The organism is Microtetraspora niveoalba, assembly GCF_001570405.1.
GTDB lineage: Bacteria > Actinomycetota > Actinomycetes > Streptosporangiales > Streptosporangiaceae > Microtetraspora > Microtetraspora niveoalba.
The window spans coordinates 1-22,678 of record NZ_BBYM01000049.1 but is presented as its reverse complement, the minus strand read 5'-3'; the positions used below and the strand labels follow the sequence as shown (position 1 = coordinate 22,678).

Here is a 22,678-nt window from a genome sequence, read left to right as displayed (position 1 = left end):
GGCCTCCCCACTCGTCTACCGGGGCCGGGTGCGACTAGTGTTCTGGAAGATCGAACCGATCAGGAGCGTGCAGTGGCCAGCCCCCCGAGCGTCGGCGGACCGACCCGCGAGCCGTCCGGTGCCCTGACCGCGCCGGACGGGGCGGCGGGCCGGGCGCGGGCGCCCGGTGGCGGATGGCCTCCGGAAGGCCGTATGCCGTTCTTTTTGCTACGTTCTGGGGTGATCGACCTGGTGTCGCCTTCGGTCACGTTCCGGGCCCGCCCGCCGCGGACGGATGTCCCGGTGAGCGCGCCGATGCCGGTGCCGTTCATCTGGTGGGGTTTCCGGAAAGGGAGAGTTCAGTGACGGAACAGGGCGTGGGAGTGGTCCGCCCGCTGCCGGGAGAGGGCGTCGTCGCTCATCTGAACGGTCTGCTGCTGGTCTGCGGTGCCGAGGACCAGCCGGTCGAGGACCTGCTCGCGGCGCTGCGGGAGACCGCGGCCTCGGGCGGGGACGGCCGGGCGCTGGCCCGCCGGGTCGCCCAGGTCCTGGCCGGGACGATGGACCGGACCACGGGTGAGCCGGTCGCGTGCGCGATCGCCGGGCCCACCGGGGGCGACGTCGCGGTCCTGGTCAGCGGCGCCGCCGAGGCCACCGTGCACGGCGGCCCCGACGGCGACGTCCACCTCGCGGGACGCGACGCGCTCACCTGGACCGACCGCCTGGTGCGCGGCCCGGTGACGGCGATCGAGCTCCGCCTGCCCGGCGCCGGCCCCTCCAGCCCGTACGCGCGGCTCGACGGCGGCGTGGTGGCGGGCGCCGGCGTGATCCAGGACTTCTCCGAGCCGGGCGGCATCGCCTTCCCGCCGCCCCCGCCGCCGAGGCGGCAGCCGGTGCCGGAGCCGGCGGCCCCGCCGGTGGAGCCGATCGCCGCGCGCGAGCCGGTCGTGCCGCCGCCGTCGTCTCCCTTCGCGCCCATGGAGCCGCCGTTCCCGCCGGTGGAGCCGCACCGGGAGCCGGGCCAGGCGCCCCCGCCGCCGTTCCCCAGGACCGACCCCGACCGCGACCCGGGACCGTTCGGCCGGCCGCCGTCCGGGCCGTCCCCGGAGCCTTATCCGGCGCCGCCGTCCGACTCGCTGCCCTATCCGGCGCCGCCGTCCGACCCGCTGCCCTATCCGGCGCCGCCGTCCGACCCGCTGCCCTACCTCGCGCCGCCCGCCGACTCGGTGCCCTATCCGGCGCCGCCCGCGGAGGCCCTGCCGTACCCGCCGCCGCTCGCCGACCTCTCCGGTCCGCCGTCGGGCCCGATCTCCGGCCCCATATCCGAGCCGATCTCGGGGCCGGTCGCCGACCCGGTCCCGGGCCACTCCACCGGCCCCCAGCCGGAGCTCGAGCAGCCGGGGGGCCATGACGACGACGGGTCGTCCCCGCACGAGGTCTCGCCGTTCGAGCCGTTCTTCAGCTCCTCCCCGTCGGGGTCCTCCGCCTCGCCGGCCTCGTCCGCGTCCGACGAGGAGCCGGGGGAGTCCACCCAGCTCGACTCCACGCCGTCGTCCGACCCGATGCCCATGGTCTACGGCGTCGACTGCAAGAACGACCACTTCAACGACCCGCGCGCCCAGTTCTGCGCGGTCTGCGGGGTGCCCGTCCCGGCCCACGTGCTCGTGCCGTACAAGGGGGCGCGGCCGTCGCTCGGGGTGCTGCTCCTCGACGACGGCGTCACGCTGAACCTCGACTCCGACTACGTGCTCGGACGCGATCCGGAGCGGGCGCCGGAGGCGCAGTCGGGCGAGGCGCGCCCGGCCAAGGTGACCAGCCCGGACGGCTCGGTGTCGCGCCGCCACCTGCGGATCGCGCTGGACGGCTGGGACGTCACGCTCGTCGACCTCGGCTCGGTCAACGGCACGCAGATCCAGCCGCCCGGCGACGTCAACTTCTACGACATCCCGCCGAACGAGGTCGTCGCCATCGCCCCGGGCACGACCGTGCGCATCGGGGTCTCGCGTACGATGCGGTTCGAGCCGCACCGTACGGCCTGACCTCGCCTGACCCGCCCGATCACGGCGCGCGGGTCCCGCGGCCACCGGCCCGGGGCCCGTGCCGTCAGCGTCCGGCGAGCCGGTCCAGCTCGCGGAGGATGAGGCGTTCGAGACGCTCCGCCGGCATCCGGTCGGGGTAGAGGAGCCTGTGCGCGCTGAGCCCGTCGACCAGCGCGAGCAGCCGCTCGGTGACGTCGTCGAGGTCCTCGCCGAGGTCGTCCGCCGCCGGGATCTCCCCGGCCTCGGCGGCCGAGACGAGCAGGCTGCGCACGAGATAGCGCAGCTCGGCGGCGTCCTCCCGCTGGAGTGCGAGGAGCGCCGGGCTGCTCAGGCCGCGCCCCCAGAAGCCGACCTCGAGCCCGGTCTCGGCGGCCCGCTCCTCGTCGAGCGGCAGGTTGTCCAGCAGGACCTCGCGCAGCGCGGCGAGCCCGGTGAGGCCGGCCAGCTTGTCCTTCAAGCGGTTGGCGATGCGGCGGTGCGAGTCGCGCAGGGCCGACAGGAGGATGTCGTCCTTGTCGGCGAAGTAGTGCGTCAGCACGCCGTTGGAGTAGCCCGCCTCCTTGGCGATCGCCCGGGTGGTCGCGCCTTCGACGCCGTCGCGCAGGATGACCCGGCGGGCGGCCGCCATCACCTCGTCCCGCCGCTCGGCGTGGTCCACGATCTTCGGCATCACGATCCCCCTTCGTCCGTTGACATTTTAGTCGGACGTCCGTCTATTATCCCGGGCATGACCGTCGTCACCCTCGGCGTCCACATCGTGGACGTGCTGGCCCGCCCGGTTGAGTCCATCCCGGACGGCCAGGACACCCATCTGCTCGAACAGATCCGTATCACGGCCGCCGGGGCCGCCGCGGGCACCGCGGTCGACCTGGCCAGGATCGGGCTTCCGGTCGTCTCCATGGGAGCCGTCGGCGACGACGAGCTCGGCGACTTCCTCATAATGATCATGGAACGGCGCGGGGTGGACGTCTCCGGAGTCGTCCGCAAGCCCGGCGAGCAGACCGCCGCGTCGATCCTGCCGATCCGGCCCGACGGCGGCCGCCCCTCCTTCCACGTGCCGGGGGCGAACCTCGCGCTGGCCACCGCGGACCTGGACAAGGACCGCCTCTTGGCGGCGTCCGCGATCCACCTCGGCGGCATGGACGTCACCTGGGGCCTGCACGACCCCGCGTTCTTCGCCCTGCTCGACGAGGCCCGCGCGGGCGGCGCCGTGGTCACCATGGACCTGCTGTCCAACATGCCCGACCTCGTCGCCGGGGCGCGGACCTTCCTGCCCCACGTCGACCACGTCCTGCCCAACGAGGAGCAGGCGCTGATGCTGACCGGCGCGGACGACGCCGAGCGGGCCGCCGCCGCCCTGCTCGCCGAGGGGGTGACGAACGCGGTGATCACGCTCGGCGGCGAGGGGAGCCTGGTCGCCACCGCCGGGGGCGTCGTGCGGATCCCCGCGCTCGACGTCCCGGTGGTCGACACCACCGGCTGCGGCGACGCGTACTGCGCGGGCTTCGTCGCCGGCCTGCTCGGCGGCCGCGACGTCGTCGGCGCCGCCCGCCTCGGCACCGCCCTCGCCGCCAGGGTCGCCGGCGGGCTGGGCAGCGACGCGGGCCTCGACGGCCTCGACCCGGCCTCCCTGTGACACCGACCCCGACAGGACGAAGGAGCACCCCCGTGACCGGTTTCTCGGACGCGTCGCTGCGCGAGCGCGCCGCCAGGGTCGTCCCCGGCGGCATGTACGGCCACCTCAACGCCGCCCTGCACGGCGACGCCTACCCCCAGTTCTTCGTACGCGGCGAGGGCGCCCGGCAGTGGGACGCCGACGGCCGCGAGTACGTGGACCTGATGTGCAGCTGGGGACCGATGATCGTCGGCCACCGCAACCCGCGGGTCGAGGCCGCCGCCGCGGCCCAGCAGGCGGACGGCGACTGCCTGAACGGGCCGGGGCCCGTCATGGTCGAGCTGGCCGAGCTGCTGGTGGACCTGATCCCGTCCGCCGACTGGGCCATGTTCTCCAAGAACGGCACCGACGCCACCACGCAGGCCCTCATGGTCGCCCGCGCGGCGACCGGCCGGGACAAGGTCCTGGTCGCCCACGGCGCCTACCACGGCGCGGACCCCTGGTGCACGCCCGGCCTCTCCGGCACGACGCCGAACCAGCGGGCCGACACCGTCGAGTTCGCCTACAACGACCTGGCGAGCGCGGAGGCGGCGGCGGCCGAGGCGGGGGAGGTCGCGGCGATCCTGGTGACCCCCTTCAAGCACGACTCCTTCGAGGACCAGGAGCTCGCCGACGCCGGCTTCGCGCGGGGCGTGCGCGCCCTCGCCGACCGGCTCGGGGCCGCCCTGGTCATCGACGACGTGCGCGCGGGCTGGCGGCTCGACCTGCGCGGCTCCTGGGAGCGGTTCGGCGTGCGCCCCGACCTGACCGCGTGGAGCAAGGCGATGGCGAACGGCTTCCCGATCGCGGCCGTCACCGGCGCCGACGCGCTGCGCGGCCCGGCGCAGACGCTGTACTCCACCGGGTCCTTCTGGTTCTCGGCGACCGCGATGGCCGCGGCGAAGGCGACCATCGAGATCCTGCGCGAGACCGACGGGCCCGCCCTCATGGAGCGCGCGGGGACCCGGCTGCGGGAGGGCCTGGCGGCCCAGGCGGCCTCCCACGGCTTCACGGTCAACCAGACCGGCCCGGTGCAGATCCCGTGGCTCTCCTTCGAGGGGGACGACACCCTGGACAAGGGCATGCGATGGGCGGCCGCCTGCCTGAGCGAGGGCGTCTACCTCCACCCCTGGCACAACTGGTTCCTGTCCACCGCCCACACCGACGAGGAGATCGACCGCGCCCTGCTCGGCACCGACGCCGCGTTCGCCAAGCTCAGGGCCGCGTTCGGCGCCGACTGACCCCGTCACGCCCGGGCCCGGGGCGGGTCACCGCGTGCGCGACCACTGGACGTCGTCCATGCGGGTGCCGCCGGGCCCGGGCAGCAGGTCCTTGACCAGCGCCTCGCGGACGAACCCGGCGCGTTCGAGCACGCGCTGCGAGGCCGTGTTGTCCGGCGCGGTGCCGGCGACGATCCTGCGCAGGGAGGTGTGGGTGAACGCCCACTCCACGAGCAGCTCCACGGCGCGGGTGACGAAGCCGCGCCCGCGGAACTCCGGCCGCAGGCTGTAGCCGGTCATCGCCTGGTCCAGCGGCGGGACGATGTTCGAGAGCTGGATGTCCCCCGCGAACTCGCCCGTGGCCGCGTCCCGGATCGCGATCCCGGCCTGGTGCCCCGACAGCCACCGGTGCATGGCGTACCGGCAGAGCTCCTCGCACTCGGCGCGGACGGGCGGCTCCGGGGGGACGTGACGCGCGTAGACGTCGGGGACGGACGCCATCGCGTGGTAGTCCCCGGCGTCCGCGGGGGTGAGCGGCGCCAGCCGTACGACGCCGTCGGTCAGCTCGCCGCCGGGGAAGAAGGGCAGGTACGGCGTGATCGCGGCGCCGGGGTCGGTCGCCAGGCGGGCGAAGGCCGCCATGTCGGCGCGCGAGCCGTCGCGGCTCCCCTGCGCGGCGCGGAGCACTCCCTCGCGCCGGAAGCCCGCCGCGAGCGCGACCCGCTGGCTGGCGATGTTCTCGATCTCGGCGATCAGGGCGATCCGGGGGACGCCCTGGGCGAAGGCCAGCTCGGCCAGCGCCCGGACGGCGGCGGTCGCCACCCCGCGGCCCCGCGCCCACGGGGCGACCCAGTACCCGACCTCGCCGTTGCCGAGCGGGTCGAGCGGCTTGAGCCCGGCCACGCCCAGAAGCTCGCCGGTGGCCGTGTCGGTGACGGCGTAGTCCGCGCCGCCGCGCTTCCAGGTCTCGCGGGAGACGCCGGTGATCCAGCTCAGCGCGTCCTCGCGCGTGTACGGCGAGGGCATCAGCGGGAGGAACCGGGCGATCTCCGGATCGTCGCAGGCCCTGGCGACCGCCTCGGCGTCGGCCTCCACCGGCGGGCGCAGTGTGTACGGACCGGCAGGAACCACATTTTCGGGGTACATGGGGTGGTTCTACCAGCGCGATCGGATCTCCGCGACAGGAATACGGGACGGGCGCGGCACCCGTCGGGCGCCCCCTCGTGCGGCGGGCCGGAGCGCGTCGGGTACCGGGCGAACACGGATAGCCTTGGCGGCATGGGTTTTCGCAGGCACGGGCCGTTCCAGGCCGGAGATCAGGTTCAGCTCACCGACCCGAAGGACAAGCGGCACACGGTGACGTTGAAAGAGGGTGGCGTCTTCCACACCCACAAGGGCTCCATCCCGCATGACGACCTGATCGGGCAGCCTGAGGGCTCCGTGGTCCGCTCCTCGGGAGGCACCGCCTACCTCGCCTTCCGGCACCTGTTGCAGGACTACGCGGTGTCGATGCCGCGCGGCGCGGCGGTCGTCTATCCGAAGGACGCGGCGCAGATCGTCGCCATGGCGGACGTGTTCCCCGGGGCCCGCGTGGTCGAGGCGGGGGTCGGCTCGGGCGCGCTGACCTGCTTCCTGCTGCGGGCGGTCGGCTCGGAGGGGTCGGTCACGTCGTACGAGCGGCGCGCCGACTTCGCCGAGATCGCCACCAAGAACGTGGAGAAGTTCTACGGCGGCCCGATGGAGCAGTGGCGCCTGGTGGTCGGCGACTTCGTCACGGCGCTCGACGAGGCGGACGTCGACCGGGTGATCCTCGACATGCTCGCCCCCTGGGAGTGCGTCGACGCGGCGGCCAAGGCGCTCACCCCCGGCGGCGTGATCTGCTGTTACGTCGCGACGACCACACAGCTCTCAAGAACCGTCGAAACCCTCAGGGATCACGGGAGTTTCACCGAGCCCCACGCGTGGGAGACCTTGGTTCGCGACTGGCATGTCGAAGGACTCGCGGTCCGCCCCGACCATCGCATGGTCGGGCACACCGGATTCCTGGTCACGGCCCGCCGCATGGCGGACGGCGTCACGCCGCCGCCGAGGCGCAGGCGCCCCGCCAAGGGTGCGTACGGAGAGGGGACGGAATCTATATGACGATTCAGCCACAAACCGGCAAAACCGCGTCATTGGGGAACAACTAGGTGTGTTCCTAATGCTCACCTGAATAAACCGTCCATTCGGTACTAAACACCGAACACCCAATGTAACTACACGAACACTGCCCGGCCAGGTTACGTACAGCGGCAAGATAGGTAGGGTCTTGAGTAGTCGTTCTCGACGGGGAAGGAGGTGACGGGGCGTGGCAGCTCGCGACGACGCTGAGGCTCGGGCCGCGCAGCGCGAACGGGAGGTCGCCGACCTCACAACACAGGTCTCCTTCCTGCAAGAGGAGATCGCCGCACTGCGGCGGAAGCTGGCAGAGTCCCCTCGCCAGGCCAGGGTCATCGAAGAGCGTCTCCATGAGGCACAGGCCCAGGTGGCCGCACTCACTGGTCAGAACGAGCGACTGGTCGCCACCCTCAAGGAGGCCAGGGACCAGATCGTCGCCCTGAAGGAGGAGGTCGACCGGCTGGCGCAGCCACCGTCCGGGTTCGGCGTCTTCCTCGAGGCGAGGGAGGACGGCACGATCGAGGTGTTCACCGGGGGCCGCAAGCTCCGGGTGAACGTCAGCCCCGCCGTGGACGTGGACTCGTTGCGGCGCGGCCAGGAGGTCATGCTCAACGAGGCGCTCAACGTGGTCGAAGCCCTCGGCTTCGAGGACGTCGGCGAGATCGTCATGTTGAAGGAGCTCCTCGACGACGGCGAGCGCGCGCTGGTGATCTCGCACGCCGACGAGGAGCGGGTGGTCAAGATGGCCGACTCGCTGAAGGACCAGCCGGTCCGCGCGGGTGACTCGCTCCTGCTCGAACCTCGTTCCAACTATGTCTACGAACGCATTCCCAAGTCCGAGGTCGAGGAGCTCGTGCTCGAGGAGGTGCCCGACATCTCCTACGAGGAGATCGGCGGCCTCAGCCGGCAGATCGAGCAGATCAGGGACGCGATCGAGCTGCCCTACCTCTACTCCGACCTGTTCCGCGAGCACAAGCTCCGCCCGCCCAAGGGCGTGCTGCTGTACGGCCCGCCCGGTTGCGGCAAGACGCTCATCGCCAAGGCCGTGGCGAACTCCCTGGCCAAGCAGGTCGCGGAGAAGACCGGCCAGTCCGGCAAGAGCTTCTTCCTCAACATCAAGGGCCCGGAGCTGCTGAACAAGTACGTCGGCGAGACCGAGCGGCACATCCGCCTGGTCTTCCAGCGGGCCAGGGAGAAGGCCTCCGAGGGCACCCCGGTGATCGTGTTCTTCGACGAGATGGACTCGATCTTCCGCACCCGCGGGTCCGGCGTCTCCTCCGATGTCGAGAACACCATCGTCCCCCAGCTGCTGTCGGAGATCGACGGCGTCGAGGGCCTGGAGAACGTGATCGTCATCGGCGCGTCCAACCGCGAGGACATGATCGACCCGGCGATCCTGCGGCCCGGCCGCCTGGACGTCAAGATCAAGATCGAGCGGCCGGACGCCGAGGCCGCGCGGGACATCTTCTCCAAGTACCTGATCAGCGGCCTCCCGCTGCACGCCGACGACCTCGCCGAGCACGGCGGCAGCCGTGAGGGCACGATCGCGGCCATGATCCAGCGGGTCGTCGAGCGGATGTACACCGAGAGCGAGGAGAACCGCTTCCTCGAGGTGACCTACGCCAACGGCGACAAGGAAGTCCTCTACTTCAAGGACTTCAACTCCGGCGCCATGATCCAGAACATCGTGGACCGGGCGAAGAAGATGGCGATCAAGGAGTTCCTCGACACCAAGCAGAAGGGCCTGCGGATCGCGCACCTGCTGGCCGCCTGCGTGGACGAGTTCTCCGAGAACGAGGACCTGCCCAACACCACCAACCCCGACGACTGGGCCCGCATCTCCGGCAAGAAGGGCGAGCGGATCGTCTACATCCGCACCCTCGTGCAGGGCAAGCAGGGCACCGAGGCCGGCCGGTCGATCGACACGGTCGCCAACACCGGCCAGTACCTGTAGAACACCGGCTCCGGTACACCGAAGGCCGGGAGGGGGCATCCCTCCCGGCCTTTCCGGTTTTCCATACCAAATGTGCCATTTATGGCTTAATGTACGAATTTCCGGAAAGCGGCGTGAGAGTTCAGGAAATTTCAGGGAACCGGGGACATCGGATTCACGTCAAAGGGGCGTGATCTACCTAGGTGTGCGCCCGTGACGTATGTGCCTTCGCACGGCTCCCACGGGGGTCGTACGACGAGGGGGCCGCGCCTCGTCGAACTCGACGCGCTGCGTTTCGTCGCCGCGTTCGCCGTGATGTCCTTCCATTACATGGCGGCCAGCAAGTCGCTCTGGGGCGACTACCCCACCGCGCTGTTCTCGAGCGTCAACCGCGTCACGACGCTCGGCATCCTCGGCGTCGAGCTGTTCTTCCTCATCAGCGGGTTCGTCATCCTGATGAGCGCCTGGGGCAACACGCTCGGCGGCTTCGTCGTCTCCCGGGCCTCCCGGCTCTACCCCGCGTACTGGTTCGTCGTCATCGCGCTCTTCGTGATGTACACGTTCGCCGGGGTGAAGGGCTTCGACCCCGGGCTGTCGCTGCGCGACTGGCTGGTCAACATGACCATGCTTCAGGGCGGCGTCGGCATCGGGCACGCGGGCGCCGTCTTCTGGTCGCTGTGGGTGGAGCTCAGGTTCTACATCCTGGTCGGGCTGTTCACCCTCGTCGGCATCACGCTGCGGCGCTGCCTCGGCTTCATGGCGGCCTGGATCATCCTCGTGGCCGTCGCCGAGGGCACCCGCAACGACGTGCTGACCTACCTGTTCATGCCCCGCCAGGCGCCGTACTTCATCGCCGGCATGGCGTTCTACCTGATCTACCGGTTCGGCTCCACGTTCGTGTTGTGGGCGTTCGTCGGGGTGTCGTACGGGCTGTGCCTGCTCGCGGCCACCGAGCGGGTCAAGGGCCGGGTGGACATGATCGGGTTCTCGCACTTCCCGGCCCCGCCGGAGGGCGCGATCATCGCGATCACGCTCATCTTCCTGCTGATCGCGGCGGTGGCCCTCGGCTGGCTGCGCTGGCTGCGGTGGCGCGCCCTGACCACCGTCGGCGCGCTCACCTACCCGCTCTATCTGGTCCACCAGAACGTCTCGGCCGTGCTCATCCCCGGCCTGAAGGACTCGATCGGCCGCTGGCCGCTCGTCGGCCTCACGATGGCGGTCTCGATCGTGATCGCGTACCTCGTCTACCGGCTCGTCGACCGGCCGGGACAGCGCTGGCTGCGGGCCGCCCTGAGCGCCTCCCTGGACCGGATCCGCCTGCGCGACGGGGGTTCCGCGCCGCCTCCTCCCGTACGGGAGACCGAGCCGGCCACGCAAACTAGGGAAGCATCTGTGCCGTAACTGTCTGGTAGCCGGGCATAGAGAAGAGGCTAGGCTCGGGGATATAACGGCGGAACGACGGCCTTAAGCAGGCGGGGTGCGCATGACGGTACGGCGGGTGATGGGCATCGAGACCGAGTACGGCATCGCCGTGCCCGGGCAGCCCGGTGCGAACGCGATGGTGACCTCCTCACAGGTCGTCAACGCGTACCTTGCGGCCTCCGCCGCGAAGGCCCGCCGGGCACGGTGGGACTTCGAGGAGGAGAACCCGCTCCGCGACGCCAGGGGGTTCGACCTCGCCAGGGAGGTGGCCGACCAGAGCCAGCTCACCGACGAGGACCTCGGCCTCGCCAACGTGATCCTGACCAACGGCGCGCGGCTGTACGTCGACCACGCCCACCCGGAGTACTCCACACCGGAGTGCACCAACCCCCGCGCCGTGGTGATCTGGGACAAGGCGGGGGAGCGGGTCATGTACGACGCCGCCGTCCGCGCCTCGGCGATGCCCGGCAACGCGCCCATCCAGCTCTACAAGAACAACACCGACGCCAAGGGCGCCTCCTACGGCTGCCACGAGAACTACCTGATGCGGCGGGCGACGCCGTTCGCCGACATCGTGCGGCACCTGACGCCGTTCTTCGTCTCGCGCCAGGTCGTCTGCGGCGCGGGCAAGGTCGGCATCGGGCAGGACTCGCGCGGCGAGGGCTTCCAGATCAGCCAGCGGGCCGACTTCTTCGAGGTCGAGGTCGGCCTGGAGACCACGCTCAAGCGGCCGATCATCAACACGCGCGACGAGCCGCACGCCGACCCGGAGAAGTACCGTCGGCTGCACGTCATCATCGGCGACGCCAATATGTCGGAAATTTCGACATATTTGAAGCTAGGGACCACGTCGCTGGTCCTCGCGATGATCGAGGACGGGTTCCTCACCGCGGACCTGTCGGTCGAGTCGCCCGTCGCCGCCCTCCGCGCGGTCTCCCACGACCCGACCTGCCGGTACGAGATCGCCCTGCGCAACGGCCGCAAGATGACCGCCGTACAGCTCCAGATGGAGTACCTGGAGCAGGCCCGCAAGTACGTCGAGGACCGCTACGGCGCGAGCGTCGACGACATGACCAAGGACGTGCTCAACCGGTGGGAGTCGGTGCTCACCCGGCTCGCCGAGGACCCGATGCAGCTCTCGCGCGAACTGGACTGGGTGGCCAAGCTCGAACTGCTGGAGGGCTACCGGACCCGGGACGGCCTGCCCTGGTCGCACCCCCGGCTCCAGCTCGTCGACCTGCAGTACTCCGACATCCGGCCCGACCGCGGCCTCTACAACCGCCTCGTCGCCCGCGGCCGGATGCAGCGCCTGGTCGAGGAGACGGAGGTGGAGCGCGCCGTCGAGCTGCCGCCGACGGACACCCGCGCCTACTTCCGGGGCCGCTGCCTGCGCCAGTACAGCGAGTCGGTGGCCGCCGCCTCCTGGGACTCGGTCATCTTCGACATCCCCGGCCGGGAGTCCCTGCAGCGGGTGCCGACCCTGGAGCCGCTGCGCGGCACCAAGGCGCACGTCGGCGACCTGCTCGACCGCTGCCGCACCGCCGCCGCCCTCGTGGCGGCCCTGACCGGCGACAAGTGAGGCCCGCCCCGCGAGCGAGAGCACACGACGCGGCCCCGGCGAGTGACGGCACGGGGTCCGCGGCCCGGCCGGTCGGGGGAGGTCGGCCTCCTGAAGGCGTGGGGCGAGCGGACTCCGGGCCAGGAGATCTACCTTGTAAAGGCGCGGGCCGGGGGCGTCTCCGGCCGCCGTCCGGGCGGCGCCGCCGAGATGCCCAGCCGCCGCAGCACGCCGACCAGCAGCGAGACCGCCTCCTTGGCGGTCAGCCGCTCGTCCGGATCCCGCCGCAGCAGGCCCTCCAGGACGGGACGGAGCGGGCCCGCCCGGTGTGAGGGCGCGGGATCCCCGCCCAGCGCGCGTTCCAGCTCGGCCAGCGTCCCGGCCTCGCCGTACGGGGGACGGCCCTCCACGGCGCAGTACAGCGTCGCCCCGAACGACCACAGGTCCGCGGCGACGGTCGGGGGCGCGCCGGTCACCCGCTCCGGGGCCAGGTAGGCCGCCGTACGGACGATCGGGAGCGTGGTGGACCCGGTGCCGTCGATCGCGGCCATCCCGAAGTCGGTCAGCACGACGCGGTCCTCGGTCAGCAGGACGTTCGCCGGCTCGATCGCCCCGTGGACCACTCCGGTCTCGTGGGCGTGCCGCACTCCGGCGAGAAGCTGGAACCCGACCCAGGCCGCCCAGTGCGCCGGCAGTTGCCCAAGGTGGCGGACCGTCTCCTCCAGGGTGAGCCCCTCGAGGAGCTCTGTCACGATCCACAGGCGGCCGTTGGCCTCCAGCAGGTCGTGCACGGTCACCACGCCGGGATGGCTCAGCCGGGCGGCCGACCGGGCCTCACGCAGCGCCCGCCGGCGCGCCGTCTGCAGGTCGGGCTCGTCGTCGTGGTGCGACGGCCGCAGCTCCTTGATCGCCACGTTGCGGCGCAGTCGCAGGTCGTGCGCGTGCCACATCACCGCTTCCCGGCCGCGGCGAACGGCGGAGAGCAGCCGGTAGCGATCTCCCAGCAGTTCCTGATCCGTCCCCATGAGCCACCCCCCTGACATGACACGGTTCTCCGCTTCCCCGGTACATATTGTGGTCGTAAAAAGGATCACCCTTGCCCGCCCCGGGCCGGTGGCGAGGGTAACGATCCGGTCTACCAGATGATCTTGGAAGCCCGTGCGGCCGTCCAGGAAGCGGTCCGGGTGGGGCGCGCGGCTTGCTTTCCCGGCGCGGGCAGGGTTGAGTGTCTGGACCGTCCCCGGAGCCGGGTGAAAGATCGCGGGGCGATCCGCGCGAATTGTCGCCCGGTTCGGGGAAGATACGGGAGAGAGGCATCCCCCGAGCGGAGGTATCCACATGGCGACGAGGGACACCGGCGGCCAGAAGCAGACGGGCCGCCAGGAGAGCGAGGTCGAGGAGACCGAGGCGCAGCCGACTTCCGATGTTCAGGAGCGCCACGAGAAGCTCAGCGACGACGTCGACTCCATCCTCGACGAGATCGACGAGGTCCTTGAGGAGAACGCGGAGGAGTTCGTGAGGTCGTACGTCCAGAAGGGCGGAGAGTAAGGCCGGGAACGGCCGCGAAGGGGAGGCCCGGGTCCGGAGGAGACCGCGGACGTGATCCGCGTGCTCTGGGCCCGGGCCGGCACCTTTTCCGGGCACGCTCCCATCTCCGCAGCCGTCCCGGTCAGGCCGAGAGCTGAACGGTGACGATCTCGAACGGCCGCAGCGGGAGCCGTACGGCGCCCTGCGCGACCGTGAGCGGAGCGGTGGGAGAGCCGAGGGCGTCGGCGAGCCGCGCGGCGGTGAAGCTCCCGCGGATCACCGCCTCGGTCGCGGACGGATGCTCGGCGACCAGACGGACCTCCAGCAGGCCGTCCCTCTCGCGCAGCGCGGCCATCATCACGCCCTCGCCCGACACCTCTATCGCGCGGCCTGACCGCACCGCCGAGCGCCTCCGATCTCCGGCCCCTTCCGAGGGTGAGGTCCCCGGGACGGGGCCCGTCCCGGGAGCACGTCCGGCCCCGGGATTATGTCCCGCGCCGGGCACGGCGAGCAGGTCGAGGCGGTACTCCTGGGCCAGGCGCGGCAGTCCGGCCTCGGCCCAGTCACCCGTGTAGGGGAGGACGGCGAAGCGCACCGAGAAAGGCCCCTGGCACTGCGCGGCCGGGGTCGCCACCTGAGGACCGGCCGGTTCGTCCCGATAGGGGTTCCGGTTCTGGGACAGGTATCCGACCGACCGCATGAGGGTGAGGGCCAGCTCGGCCCGCCCGTCCGCGCCGCCCGCCGAGCCTGCGCCATTCGCCGCGCTGTCCGTCGAGCCCGCGCCGACTGCTGTGCCGTCGGCCGAGCCCGCGCGGTTTGCCGCGCCGTCCGTCGCGTCCGCGCGGTTCGCCGCGCCGTCGGCCGGGCCCGTGCCGACCGCTGTGCCGTCCGCCGCGTCCGCGCCGTCTCCTCGGGCGGAGGGGATCAGCTCGTACTCGGTGACGTGGTCGAGCAGCACCGCCAGGCCGCCCGCCGCGACGAACCCCTCCGCCGGGAAGGTGGGGATCGGCCGTTCGCCTCCGGCGCTCGGCCTCGTCGCCTGGCGGGCGGCGCTCGTTCCCCCGGAAGATTCCGGGGCGTGGCCCGCGAGGCCGTCTTTCCCGTCTTTCCCGTCTTCCCCGCCGTCCACGGGGACCGGGCCGCGCCGTACGACCGCGAACTGGCCCTCCGCGTACGACTCGGTGGCAGGGCGGGGGAGCGGGGCGTGCCAGCGGAGGCGGTGGTCCCGGCAGCGTACGTCGAGCGCGATCTCGCACCGGGCGAACGGTTCGCCCGCCCGCAGCTCCACCCGGGTCATGACGACCGTCTCCACGGCTCCCGCCGGGCGCCCGCGGCCGGTCGTGCCGGGCGAACCGCCGTCGACCGTGTCAGTCCGGTCCGGGGCGTCCGGCCAGCCGTCCGCAGAGATGCCCGGCTCCTCCGGGCAGGTGTCCGGCCAGACGTCCGAAGAGCTGCCGGGCTCCTCCGGCTCGGCGCCGTCCCGGGAAGTCTCCCATCCGGACGGTACGGCTCCCGCGGGCCACTCGTAGGAGCGGGAGATCTCCAGCACCGACACGAGCGGCCCCCGGCAGACCTCCTCCACCCGCACGGACGTGGGGCGGTCGACGACGAGGTCCCCGGGCGGGGGCGCGTAGTTGTAGGTGTCGCCGATGTCGCCGCCGTGCGCGATCCGGCCGACGCCGTGGACCTCGGTCCCGTCCCGCCCGCGCAGCGACAGCGTGCCGTCCGCCGCGACGCTCACCCGCAGCAGCCCGTTGTCGAGGACGCCGTCCGGCGCGGTGAGCGCGGCCGCGGCCTCCGGGGTGCGCGTCAGCGGGACCGATCCCCGGGACGGGGGCTCGGCGGTCAGGACGGACCGGCCGAGCGCGGGCACGGTGACCTGCGCGGCGACGGTGACGACCGGTTCGGCCAGCGTCCGGACCACCCACGGCCCGGGACCGGCCTCCACGATCGCCCGGCGCAGGTCCTCGTACGCGTAGCCGCCGGAGGCGTGCCGGCTCACGGTGATCGCGAAGACGCCGTCGCCGGCCTCCCAGGAGACGATCTCCTGCCCGAACAGCTCCCGCTCGTGGACCCGGCCGAGGAGCTGGGAGAGGTCGTCCATGACGGTCTCGTCGAGCAGCGTGGGCGCGTGCTCCAGCCGCTGGACGGGCACGGCCTCCCCGGCCGCGTCCACCAGGCGTGAGCGGTGCTCCGGCAGGTCGGCGAGCACGAGCGCGGTCCGCTCGTACGGGGACGGGTTGACCACGACCAGCGAGCCGCGCGGCGCCTCGGCGGCGAGGGCGGCGCTCACGAGATCCACCACGGCCTGGCCGATCTGCTCCGCCTCGGCGATGCGCGCGGCGACCTGCTGGGCGGTCTCGTCGGCCCCGCACCCGGTGACGGAGTCGTGCCCGGAGCAGGCGATCAGCCGCCGCCAGGCGAGGTCGAGCAGGCGGGCCGACGCCGTACGGTCGGCCAGCCAGAGGGTGGACAGCGGCTCGGCGTACCGGATGACGGCGCGCTCCGCGCGGGCCATCGCCTGCTTGATCGGGACGCGGGCGGACAGGACCCCGGGCAGGATGTTGGCCCGGGCGTGCGACCGCAGCTCGCCGCGTACCTCCGGCAGCTCCGAGGGGTCCGAGGCGTCGGCGGCCAGGTCCAGGAACTCGGCGAGGGTCGCGACGCGCAGGCCGTGTTCCGTGATCTCGGCGGCCGGTGCGGAGTGGTCGGCGCCGTACATCGCGAGGAGGGGACCGTCCGGACGCCACGGGCGCATGGACGCGGCGAAGGCCGAGAGCCGGTCGGGCAGTCCCTCGGCGGGACCGCTGAACAGGGCGACGGCGTTGCCGTACCCGCCGGGCAGGTAGCGGGTGACGACGGTGGAGCCGTCGGCCCCGGTCCAGGCGAAGGCGTCCCGGCGCACCGACGCGGGCACGCCGCGCCACAGGCACGCGTTGCGGAGCCCGGCGAGCGAGAGGATCTGCGGCATCTGGGAGCAGTGCCCGAACTGGTCGGGCAGGTATCCCACGCGCATGGCCCCGCCGAGGGAGGCCGCGCCGCGCATGCCGTACTCCAGGTTGCGGATCAGGGTCTCGCCGGAGCAGAGGAACTCATCGGAGAGGATCATCCAGGGGCCGACGGCGAGGCGGCCCTCCTCGACGAACTTCCGGATGTCGTCCAGCCGCTCCGGGCGGATCTCCAGGTAGTCCTCGACGGCGGCGAGCTGCCCGTCCACGGTGAAGCGGTAGAGCGGGTCGGCCGCCATGATGTCGAGGACCTCGTCCAGCATGCGGACGAGCCCCATGCGGAACCGCTGGAAGGGGAGGTACCACTCGCGGTCCCAGTGCGTGTGCGGGACGACGACGATCTCGTGGGGGGTGTTCACGCGTGCTCCTCAGGGGGCTTGCGTCCGCGCGGCCCGGCGGCGGACGAGGCGCCTCGGGCCCGTTGAGCGGCCGAGGCGCCCGGCGGCGTGGTCGGTGAGGCGCCCTTCTGATCGTGCCCGGCTGGTCTGTCCGGCTGGTCGTGTCCGGTTGGTCGGTCCGGCTGGTCGTGTTCGGTGGGATGCCGTGGAGGCGGGACGGGCGGGGGCTGCGCGGACGCCTCCGGCGCGGCCGCCCCAGGTCACGTCTCGGGAGGCGTCTCGGGTGACGCGGCCTCGCCTCCGATCGGCAGCCCGGCGGACTCCGCGTGGCGCCGGACGATCCGCTGCGCCGTGACGATATCGCTCAGGGCGCCGTCCCGTCCGGTGAGCGGCGGTTCGTCCTGGGTCGCGAACCGGTGGAACGCGACGAGCTGCCGTTCGAACGCCTCGGCGACGTCCCGGAACACGATCTTCCGCTCGGTGGTCCCGAGCCGCGTCACCGAGGTGAGCGTGGTCGGGGTGTTCATCAGGTACGGGGACGGGAAGTCGAGTTCGAGCGAGCCGTGATCGTGGTGGATGGTCACCCGCTCCTGATACGCGGGATATCCGGGCAGGTAGTGCCAGCGCAGGCTGTACCGGCCGGAGGCCAGGTCGCCGTTCGCCTCGACCGAGGGCGGGAAGACGTCGTCCGGCCAGACCGCCACGTGGTCCACCGCGGTGGGCGGGCCGGTGAACATCCGCATCAGCGCCAGGTCGTGGCACAGGCTGCCGAGCACGACCTGGGAGTAGAGCCGTCTCAGCCGTTGCGGCGCCTGCGCGCCGAGGGCCGCGGTGAGCGCCCTGTCGTCCGCCGCGGCGTACGGCGCGAGCGCCTCGGGCGAGGGGTGGGAGGGACGCGCCTTGGCGAAGAGGAGCTGGGACTCGCTCGACGGGTGCAGCACGGTCACGTCCAGATGCCGCACCGCCTCCGGGCCGCCGGCCTCGTGGAGGGCCTCGGCCATCCGCTGGGTGGCCGGATCGTACTGCTTCATGTAGCCCACCATGAGCCGGGCGTCGGCCGGGATCTCGGCCACCTCGGCCCGGCTGTAGGCGAGCGGTTTCTCGCACAGCACCCAGTGGCCGTGGTCGAGCGCGGCCCGGACCAGCGGCGCGTGCGATCCGTTGGTGAGCACGATGAGCGCCTCGAAGCCGCCCTTGCCGAGCATGGCCATGGGATCGTCGAACGCGGCCACGCCCAGCTCTCCGCCGATCTTGGCGGCGTGGGCGTCGTCCAGATCGCAGACGGCGCTGAGCTCGAAGAGGTCCCTGCGGCGTGCCAGCAGCGGCAGGTACATCACCTGCGCGGCGATCCCCAGCCCCACGATGGCGACCTTCATGGCGTCCCCCAATCACTTTTGAGTGTGATCACCCGGAAAAGTGGCTTAATGGGCGTGTTGTCATGTTTTGCGACCAGGTACAGATTCCCTGGGAAGCGCCCCGGCATGCGGCGGAAGTTTCGGCCGCCGGATTCCGGCGGGCGGAAGCGGCGGCCCCGCGGCGGCGCGCCGGGAGCGTGGAAGGCCGTGCGTGGCAAGCCACGCGGGGCGGGCGGCATACCGGCGGGCGGCGCGCGTCAGGTGCACAGGGCCATGACCTCGTTCGACGGCGTCTCCAGCCGGTGCGTTCCCGGCCCGGCGGGAAACACGGCCCGCTCGCCCCGCACGACGGCGCGCGTCCCGGGCCCCCACAGCACCAGGCCGTCCGCGCCGACCGTGAGGAACTCGTCCCCGTGCCGCAGCAGCAGCGGCCCGTCCGGCGCGGCGGAGACGGCGGTGCGGCCCTCGGCCAGGGCGGCGACGATCCCCTCGGTCCCCGCCGACGGGTCCGCGAGCACCCAGGTCGTCGGCGCCCCGGGCGGATGCCCCTCCTCCGGCCGGTGGAAGTCGCCGCCCCCGACCACCACGAGGTCCTCCGCCCACGCCTGGCCCCAGGCGAGCGGCGCGCCCCAGGTGCGGTCCCACCAGCTCCAGTGCCACAGCTCGGCCACCCTCGGCCGGTCCGCCGTCATCGGGTGCCGCCACGCGCAGTCACCGGCCACCGGATGGTTGATCGACAGGACCCCGCCGCGCTCGCGCACGGTCGCCGCCCACTCCTCCGGGTCGGTACGGAAGTCCACCCAGCCGATGTCGCCGTACGCGTTCGCGTGCCCGAGGTCGGTGGTCACCTCCTGTCCGGGGACGAGCTGGATGCCCGCCAGCGCCGAGGCCGACGCCAGCTCGGCGTGGTGGCTGACGGTGTTGTGGTCGGTGACGGCCAGGAAGTCCAGCCCCCGGTCGGCGGCGAGGCAGGCCAGCTCGTGGACGCCGAGGGAGCCGTCGGAGTGCGTCGTGTGCGCGTGCAGGTCGCCCGCGAGCCAGCGCAGGCCCTCCAGAGAGGGCAGCCCGCGGCGGGAGGCGGCCGGTTCCCGGTGCTGGGCGCGCGGCACCCGCACGCCGCCGGACGGATGGTCGCGCGGCATCGCCGGAGGTCTCCGGTGCGCGATCACCCGGATCTCGTACGGCAGGCCGTCGTCCGGGATCCGGTAGAGCCCGAGGAGCACCCACCACACGCCCGGCTCGACCTCGCCGGGCAGGTATCCGGGGGTGGCCCACCCCGGCCCGACCGTGAACTCCGAACGCGCGCCGCCCGACCAGCCCCGGAAACCGCCCGGCCCGGCGCAGCCGAGGTCCAGGGTCCCCGCCGACCTGTCGTAGGAGAGGCGGACCGTCACGGCGGCGGTTCCCCGGGGCAGCTCGACCGGCACCTCGCGCACCGGACCGCCGACGCGGTCGGCGAGCGTCCACACGCCCCTGATCGTGGTCACCGCGCGTCCCCGCCCGCCGCCGGACGTCCGTCGCCACCTGCCGCCGGCGGTCCGTTCCCGTCCGACGCCGGAAGCCCGCCCCCGCCCGACGCAGGGCTCCCCGCGCCGTCCGGCGCGGGGAGGGGGAAGACCAGCCGGTCGTCGCGGTAGACGAGCGCGCGGTCCGGCCGGGGGACCGCCCACGCGGCCGTGCCCGAAGCCGGCTCCTCGCCCTCCGGGACGACGACCTGGACCAGCCGCGCTCCGGATTCGAGGGTGACGAGATGGGCGGCGCCGAGGTTCTCCACGACCGCTACCTTCCCCGCGAACGCGTCCTCGCGGGGCGTCGGCGACAGGTCCATGTATTCGGGGCGCACGCCGTACACGATCGGGCCGTCGGGGACGCCGCCGGGCCGGGGGAGGACGGCTCCCGCCACACGCAGGACGCCGTCGCCCACCGTGCCGGGCAGCAGGTTCATGGGGGTCGAGCCGATGAACGCCGCGGTGAACGTGTTCGCCGGACGCCGGAAGACCTCCGACGGCGTCCCGACCTGTGTGAATCGGCCCGCGGACATGACCGCGATCCGGTCGGCCAGCGCCAGCGCCTCGCCCTGGTCGTGCGTGACGAAGACGGTCGTCACCCCGAGCTCGCGCTGGAGCCGCTTGAGGAAGGTGCGCGCCTCCAGACGCAGCCGGGCGTCGAGGTTGGACAGCGGCTCGTCGAAGAGGAACGCCTTCGGGTGACAGGCGACGGCCCTGGCCAGCGCCACCCGCTGCTGCTGGCCCCCGGACAACTGGCCCGGACGGCGGGTGAGCAGCTCCGACAGGCTGAGCCGGGCCGCGGTCTCGGCCGCCCTGGCCTCGCGCCGGGCCCGGGGCACCTTCCTGATCCGCAGGGGGTAGGCGATGTTCGCCGTGACGTCCATGTGGGGGAACAGCGCGTAGTCCTGGAACACCATGGCCACGTCCCGCTTCCCCGGAGGGGCCGACGTCACGTCCGTCCCGTCGATCCTGATCCTTCCGGACGTCGGGATCTCCAGGCCGGCGATCGTCCGCAGCAGCGTCGTCTTCCCGCACCCGGACGGGCCGAGCAGCGCGACGAACTCGCCGTCGGCGATCTCCAGGTCAAGCCCGTCCAGCGCCCGCACACCGCCCGGGAACTCCTTGGTCAGCCCGCTCAACGCGATCAACTCTTGATCCCCCCGTGGAAGCGGAAGCCGTACCTGCGACTGACGAACACGTACATCACCACCACCGGCAGGGAGTAGAGCAGCGAGAACGCGGAGATCAGGTCGAGCCGCGGCGCGCCGCCCTCGGTGTACAGCGTGTAGAGGATGACCGCCCCCGGCGCCTTCTCCGGATCGCGGAGCAGGATGAACGGCTGCAGGAAGCTGCCCCACACGTTGGCCACCGCCCACACCGCGATCGTCGCCAGGCCCGGCCGCACCAGCGGGAGCACGACGTGCCGAAGGATCTGCGCCGGAGACGCCCCGAACACCCGCGCCGACTCCTCGTACGAGGTCGGCGTCCCGTCCATGAAGTCCTTCATGATGAAGATCGCCGCGGGCAGCAGGCCGCCCGACAACGTCAGCACCACACCCAGGTGCGTGTCGATCAGGTTCAGCCGGGTCGCCAGCTCGAACAGCGGCACCATCGCCGCCGTCCCCGTCACCACCGACGACAGCAGCAACAGCACATACAGCAGCGCGTCCCGGCCCGGGACGCGCACCCGCGACAGCGCGTACGCCGCCAGGGCCGCGAGCGCCACCACCAGCGCCGCGCTGCCCCCCGCCTGGATCAGCGAGTTCCGCAACGAGGTCAGCGCGTACGGATTGTCGAGCAACGCCTGGAAGTTCCGCAGCGTGAACTCCGGCACCGACGTCGTGAGCCCCGGCCGCGTGTCGAACGGCGCCGTCGCCAGCCACAGCAGCGGCAACGCGAAGAACCCCAGAACCACCGCCAGGAACGTCGCCCGTCCCACCACCCCCACCGCGTGCCGGGTCCGCGCCACTCGCTCGCCGGGTTTCGGGCGCTCTCCCAGGCGGCTCGCGCCCTTCTCGCTCGGGGTCGCTCGTTCCCCGCTCCCCGCTCGCCCGGCGGTCGCTTCCCCGCCGCGACCTCCGCGCGCCGCCCGCTCGCTCATTTGGCCGCCTTCCGCGGGGATTCCGGGCGGCGGGAACGGAGCAGACGCAGATACGCCAGGGCGAACACCAGGTTGACGAGCAGGACGAGGAACGAGATCGCCGCTCCGAACCCGAGCCGCCCCCCGCTCAGCGCCACGTTGTAGATGTAGACGGGCAGGATCTCCGACCGCCCCTCCGGGCCCCCGGCCGTGATCTGGAACGTCGAGAAGTCGTTGAACGTCCACAGACTGGTCAGCAGCAGGTTCGTCAGCACATGCCCCCTGATCCGCGGCAACACCACATCTCTGAGCTGCTGGAACGTGGACGCCCCGGCCAGCCGGGCCGTCTCCAGGTGCGAGGGCGGGACGTTCGAGAGCGCGGCGCCGTACAGCATCATCGAGAACGCCGTCCCACGCCACACGTTGAAGACGATGATCGACGGCATCGGATGGTCGAGCAGCCACGCGAACCCCGGCGTGTGCAGCACCGCGTTCAGCGTCCCCTCGTCGCGGTCCAGCAACGCGATCCACAGGAACGCCACGACCGACGACGGCAGGATCCACGCCAGCAGCACCAGGCCCTCGGTGACTCGCTTCACCGGCCCCCGGCGGTCACGCAGCACCCACGCGATCGCGAACCCGAGCCCCGCCTGCCCGATCACCGCCGACCCGAGCACGAACTGCACGGTCAGCCACAACGACCCCCGGAACCGCTCGTCACCCAGCGCCGCGGTGTAGTTGCCGAGCCCCACCACCCGCGGCTCGGCCGCCTCCAGCCCCGTCAGCCGGTAGTCCGTCAGCCCCAGATAGAGCGTCCACAGCGCCGGAAAGACCAGGAACACCCCGATCAGCACCAACGCCGGCAGCACGAACCCCGCCGCCCGCCCCCGGCCCAGACCC

At 72.4% G+C, this 22,678-nt stretch carries 17 protein-coding genes; 8 read left to right on the top strand and 9 right to left on the bottom strand.

The genetic code is table 11. The features are described from left to right. The first annotated feature begins 341 nt into the window (after window positions 1–341). Window positions 342–2,018, top strand: coding sequence for an FHA domain-containing protein (locus AWQ70_RS42185; protein WP_067185835.1), 1,677 nt, complete (start codon window positions 342–344; stop codon window positions 2,016–2,018). 64 nt (window positions 2,019–2,082) lie between these two features. On the opposite strand, the gene AWQ70_RS34230 is transcribed toward AWQ70_RS42185, so the two are convergent. Then, window positions 2,083–2,688: a TetR/AcrR family transcriptional regulator gene (locus AWQ70_RS34230; protein WP_067185832.1), complete on the bottom strand. Its 606-nt coding sequence runs from the start codon at window positions 2,686–2,688 to the stop codon at window positions 2,083–2,085. Window positions 2,689–2,745: 57 nt separating this feature from the next. On the opposite strand from AWQ70_RS34230, the gene AWQ70_RS34225 reads away from it, so the two are divergent. Together AWQ70_RS34225 and AWQ70_RS34220 are read left to right on the top strand one after the other, a co-directional pair. Continuing rightward, on the top strand, window positions 2,746–3,654 hold the full coding sequence (locus tag AWQ70_RS34225) for a carbohydrate kinase family protein (RefSeq protein ID WP_067185830.1): 909 nt from the start codon (window positions 2,746–2,748) through the stop codon (window positions 3,652–3,654). Between the two features lie 32 nt (window positions 3,655–3,686). After that, window positions 3,687–4,913, top strand: a complete 1,227-nt coding sequence (locus tag AWQ70_RS34220) for an aminotransferase class III-fold pyridoxal phosphate-dependent enzyme (RefSeq protein ID WP_067185828.1) — start codon at window positions 3,687–3,689, stop codon at window positions 4,911–4,913. A 27-nt stretch (window positions 4,914–4,940) separates the two neighbouring features. Here the strand turns inward: AWQ70_RS34220 and AWQ70_RS34215 are convergent, their stop codons facing one another. Continuing rightward, entirely contained in the window at window positions 4,941–6,038 is a 1,098-nt protein-coding gene (locus tag AWQ70_RS34215) for a GNAT family N-acetyltransferase (RefSeq protein WP_067185825.1), read from the bottom strand. A 132-nt stretch (window positions 6,039–6,170) separates the two neighbouring features. Here AWQ70_RS34215 and AWQ70_RS34210 point away from each other — a divergent pair, with 132 nt between their 5' ends. From AWQ70_RS34210 to dop, 4 genes are all read left to right on the top strand, one after another. Beyond that, window positions 6,171–7,034 (top strand): tRNA (adenine-N1)-methyltransferase, encoded by an 864-nt coding sequence (locus AWQ70_RS34210; protein WP_067185823.1) that lies wholly within the window; start codon window positions 6,171–6,173, stop codon window positions 7,032–7,034. A gap of 205 nt (window positions 7,035–7,239) precedes the next feature. Further along, the gene (gene arc, locus AWQ70_RS34205; RefSeq protein WP_067185821.1) at window positions 7,240–9,003 is read left to right on the top strand and encodes a proteasome ATPase; all 1,764 of its coding nucleotides are present in this window, start codon (window positions 7,240–7,242) and stop codon (window positions 9,001–9,003) included. Window positions 9,004–9,195: 192 nt separating this feature from the next. Next, on the top strand, window positions 9,196–10,383 hold the full coding sequence (locus AWQ70_RS34200; RefSeq protein WP_067185818.1) for an acyltransferase family protein: 1,188 nt from the start codon (window positions 9,196–9,198) through the stop codon (window positions 10,381–10,383). Between the two features lie 82 nt (window positions 10,384–10,465). Beyond that, window positions 10,466–11,983, top strand: coding sequence for a depupylase/deamidase Dop (gene dop / locus AWQ70_RS34195; RefSeq protein WP_067185876.1), 1,518 nt, complete (start codon window positions 10,466–10,468; stop codon window positions 11,981–11,983). A 128-nt stretch (window positions 11,984–12,111) separates the two neighbouring features. Here the strand turns inward: dop and AWQ70_RS34190 are convergent, their stop codons facing one another. Continuing rightward, window positions 12,112–12,987, bottom strand: a complete 876-nt coding sequence (locus tag AWQ70_RS34190; RefSeq protein WP_067185816.1) for a serine/threonine-protein kinase — start codon at window positions 12,985–12,987, stop codon at window positions 12,112–12,114. Window positions 12,988–13,300: 313 nt separating this feature from the next. Between AWQ70_RS34190 and AWQ70_RS34185 the strand changes: the two genes are divergently transcribed. Next, the gene (locus AWQ70_RS34185) at window positions 13,301–13,510 is read left to right on the top strand and encodes a ubiquitin-like protein Pup (protein ID WP_067185813.1); all 210 of its coding nucleotides are present in this window, start codon (window positions 13,301–13,303) and stop codon (window positions 13,508–13,510) included. Between the two features lie 121 nt (window positions 13,511–13,631). On the opposite strand, the gene AWQ70_RS41750 is transcribed toward AWQ70_RS34185, so the two are convergent. The 6 genes from AWQ70_RS41750 to AWQ70_RS34155 all read right to left on the bottom strand — a co-directional run. Next, the gene (locus AWQ70_RS41750) at window positions 13,632–16,856 is read right to left on the bottom strand and encodes a glycoside hydrolase family 38 N-terminal domain-containing protein (protein WP_245647286.1); all 3,225 of its coding nucleotides are present in this window, start codon (window positions 16,854–16,856) and stop codon (window positions 13,632–13,634) included. A gap of 239 nt (window positions 16,857–17,095) precedes the next feature. Beyond that, window positions 17,096–18,211, bottom strand: a complete 1,116-nt coding sequence (locus AWQ70_RS34175; protein WP_067185811.1) for a Gfo/Idh/MocA family protein — start codon at window positions 18,209–18,211, stop codon at window positions 17,096–17,098. Between the two features lie 236 nt (window positions 18,212–18,447). After that, window positions 18,448–19,677 (bottom strand): CehA/McbA family metallohydrolase, encoded by a 1,230-nt coding sequence (locus AWQ70_RS34170; RefSeq protein ID WP_245647285.1) that lies wholly within the window; start codon window positions 19,675–19,677, stop codon window positions 18,448–18,450. Further along, window positions 19,674–20,846: an ABC transporter ATP-binding protein gene (locus AWQ70_RS34165; protein ID WP_084518118.1), complete on the bottom strand. Its 1,173-nt coding sequence runs from the start codon at window positions 20,844–20,846 to the stop codon at window positions 19,674–19,676. Before AWQ70_RS34165 ends, AWQ70_RS34170 begins: the two co-directional genes overlap by 4 nt. Next, entirely contained in the window at window positions 20,843–21,799 is a 957-nt protein-coding gene (locus AWQ70_RS34160) for a carbohydrate ABC transporter permease (protein WP_084518117.1), read from the bottom strand. The genes AWQ70_RS34165 and AWQ70_RS34160 overlap by 4 nt, the downstream gene beginning before the upstream one ends. Next, window positions 21,796–22,678 (bottom strand): carbohydrate ABC transporter permease (locus tag AWQ70_RS34155; protein WP_067185807.1); only part of this gene is annotated, 883 nt, incomplete at its 5' end. The genes AWQ70_RS34155 and AWQ70_RS34160, both read right to left, overlap by 4 nt.

Excerpts from the sequence above, each read along its gene's own strand:
- AWQ70_RS34230 (WP_067185832.1), bottom strand. The coding sequence starts at position 2,688 with ATGCCGAAGATCGTGGACCACGCCGAGCGGCGGGACGAGGTGATGGCG.
- AWQ70_RS34225 (WP_067185830.1), top strand. The coding sequence starts at position 2,746 with ATGACCGTCGTCACCCTCGGCGTCCACATCGTGGACGTGCTGGCCCGC.
- AWQ70_RS34215 (WP_067185825.1), bottom strand. The coding sequence starts at position 6,038 with ATGTACCCCGAAAATGTGGTTCCTGCCGGTCCGTACACACTGCGCCCG.
- AWQ70_RS34210 (WP_067185823.1), top strand. The coding sequence starts at position 6,171 with ATGGGTTTTCGCAGGCACGGGCCGTTCCAGGCCGGAGATCAGGTTCAG.
- dop (WP_067185876.1), top strand. The coding sequence starts at position 10,466 with ATGACGGTACGGCGGGTGATGGGCATCGAGACCGAGTACGGCATCGCC.
- AWQ70_RS34190 (WP_067185816.1), bottom strand. The coding sequence starts at position 12,987 with ATGGGGACGGATCAGGAACTGCTGGGAGATCGCTACCGGCTGCTCTCC.
- AWQ70_RS34185 (WP_067185813.1), top strand. The coding sequence starts at position 13,301 with ATGGCGACGAGGGACACCGGCGGCCAGAAGCAGACGGGCCGCCAGGAG.
- AWQ70_RS34175 (WP_067185811.1), bottom strand. The coding sequence starts at position 18,211 with ATGAAGGTCGCCATCGTGGGGCTGGGGATCGCCGCGCAGGTGATGTAC.
- AWQ70_RS34160 (WP_084518117.1), bottom strand. The coding sequence starts at position 21,799 with ATGAGCGAGCGGGCGGCGCGCGGAGGTCGCGGCGGGGAAGCGACCGCC.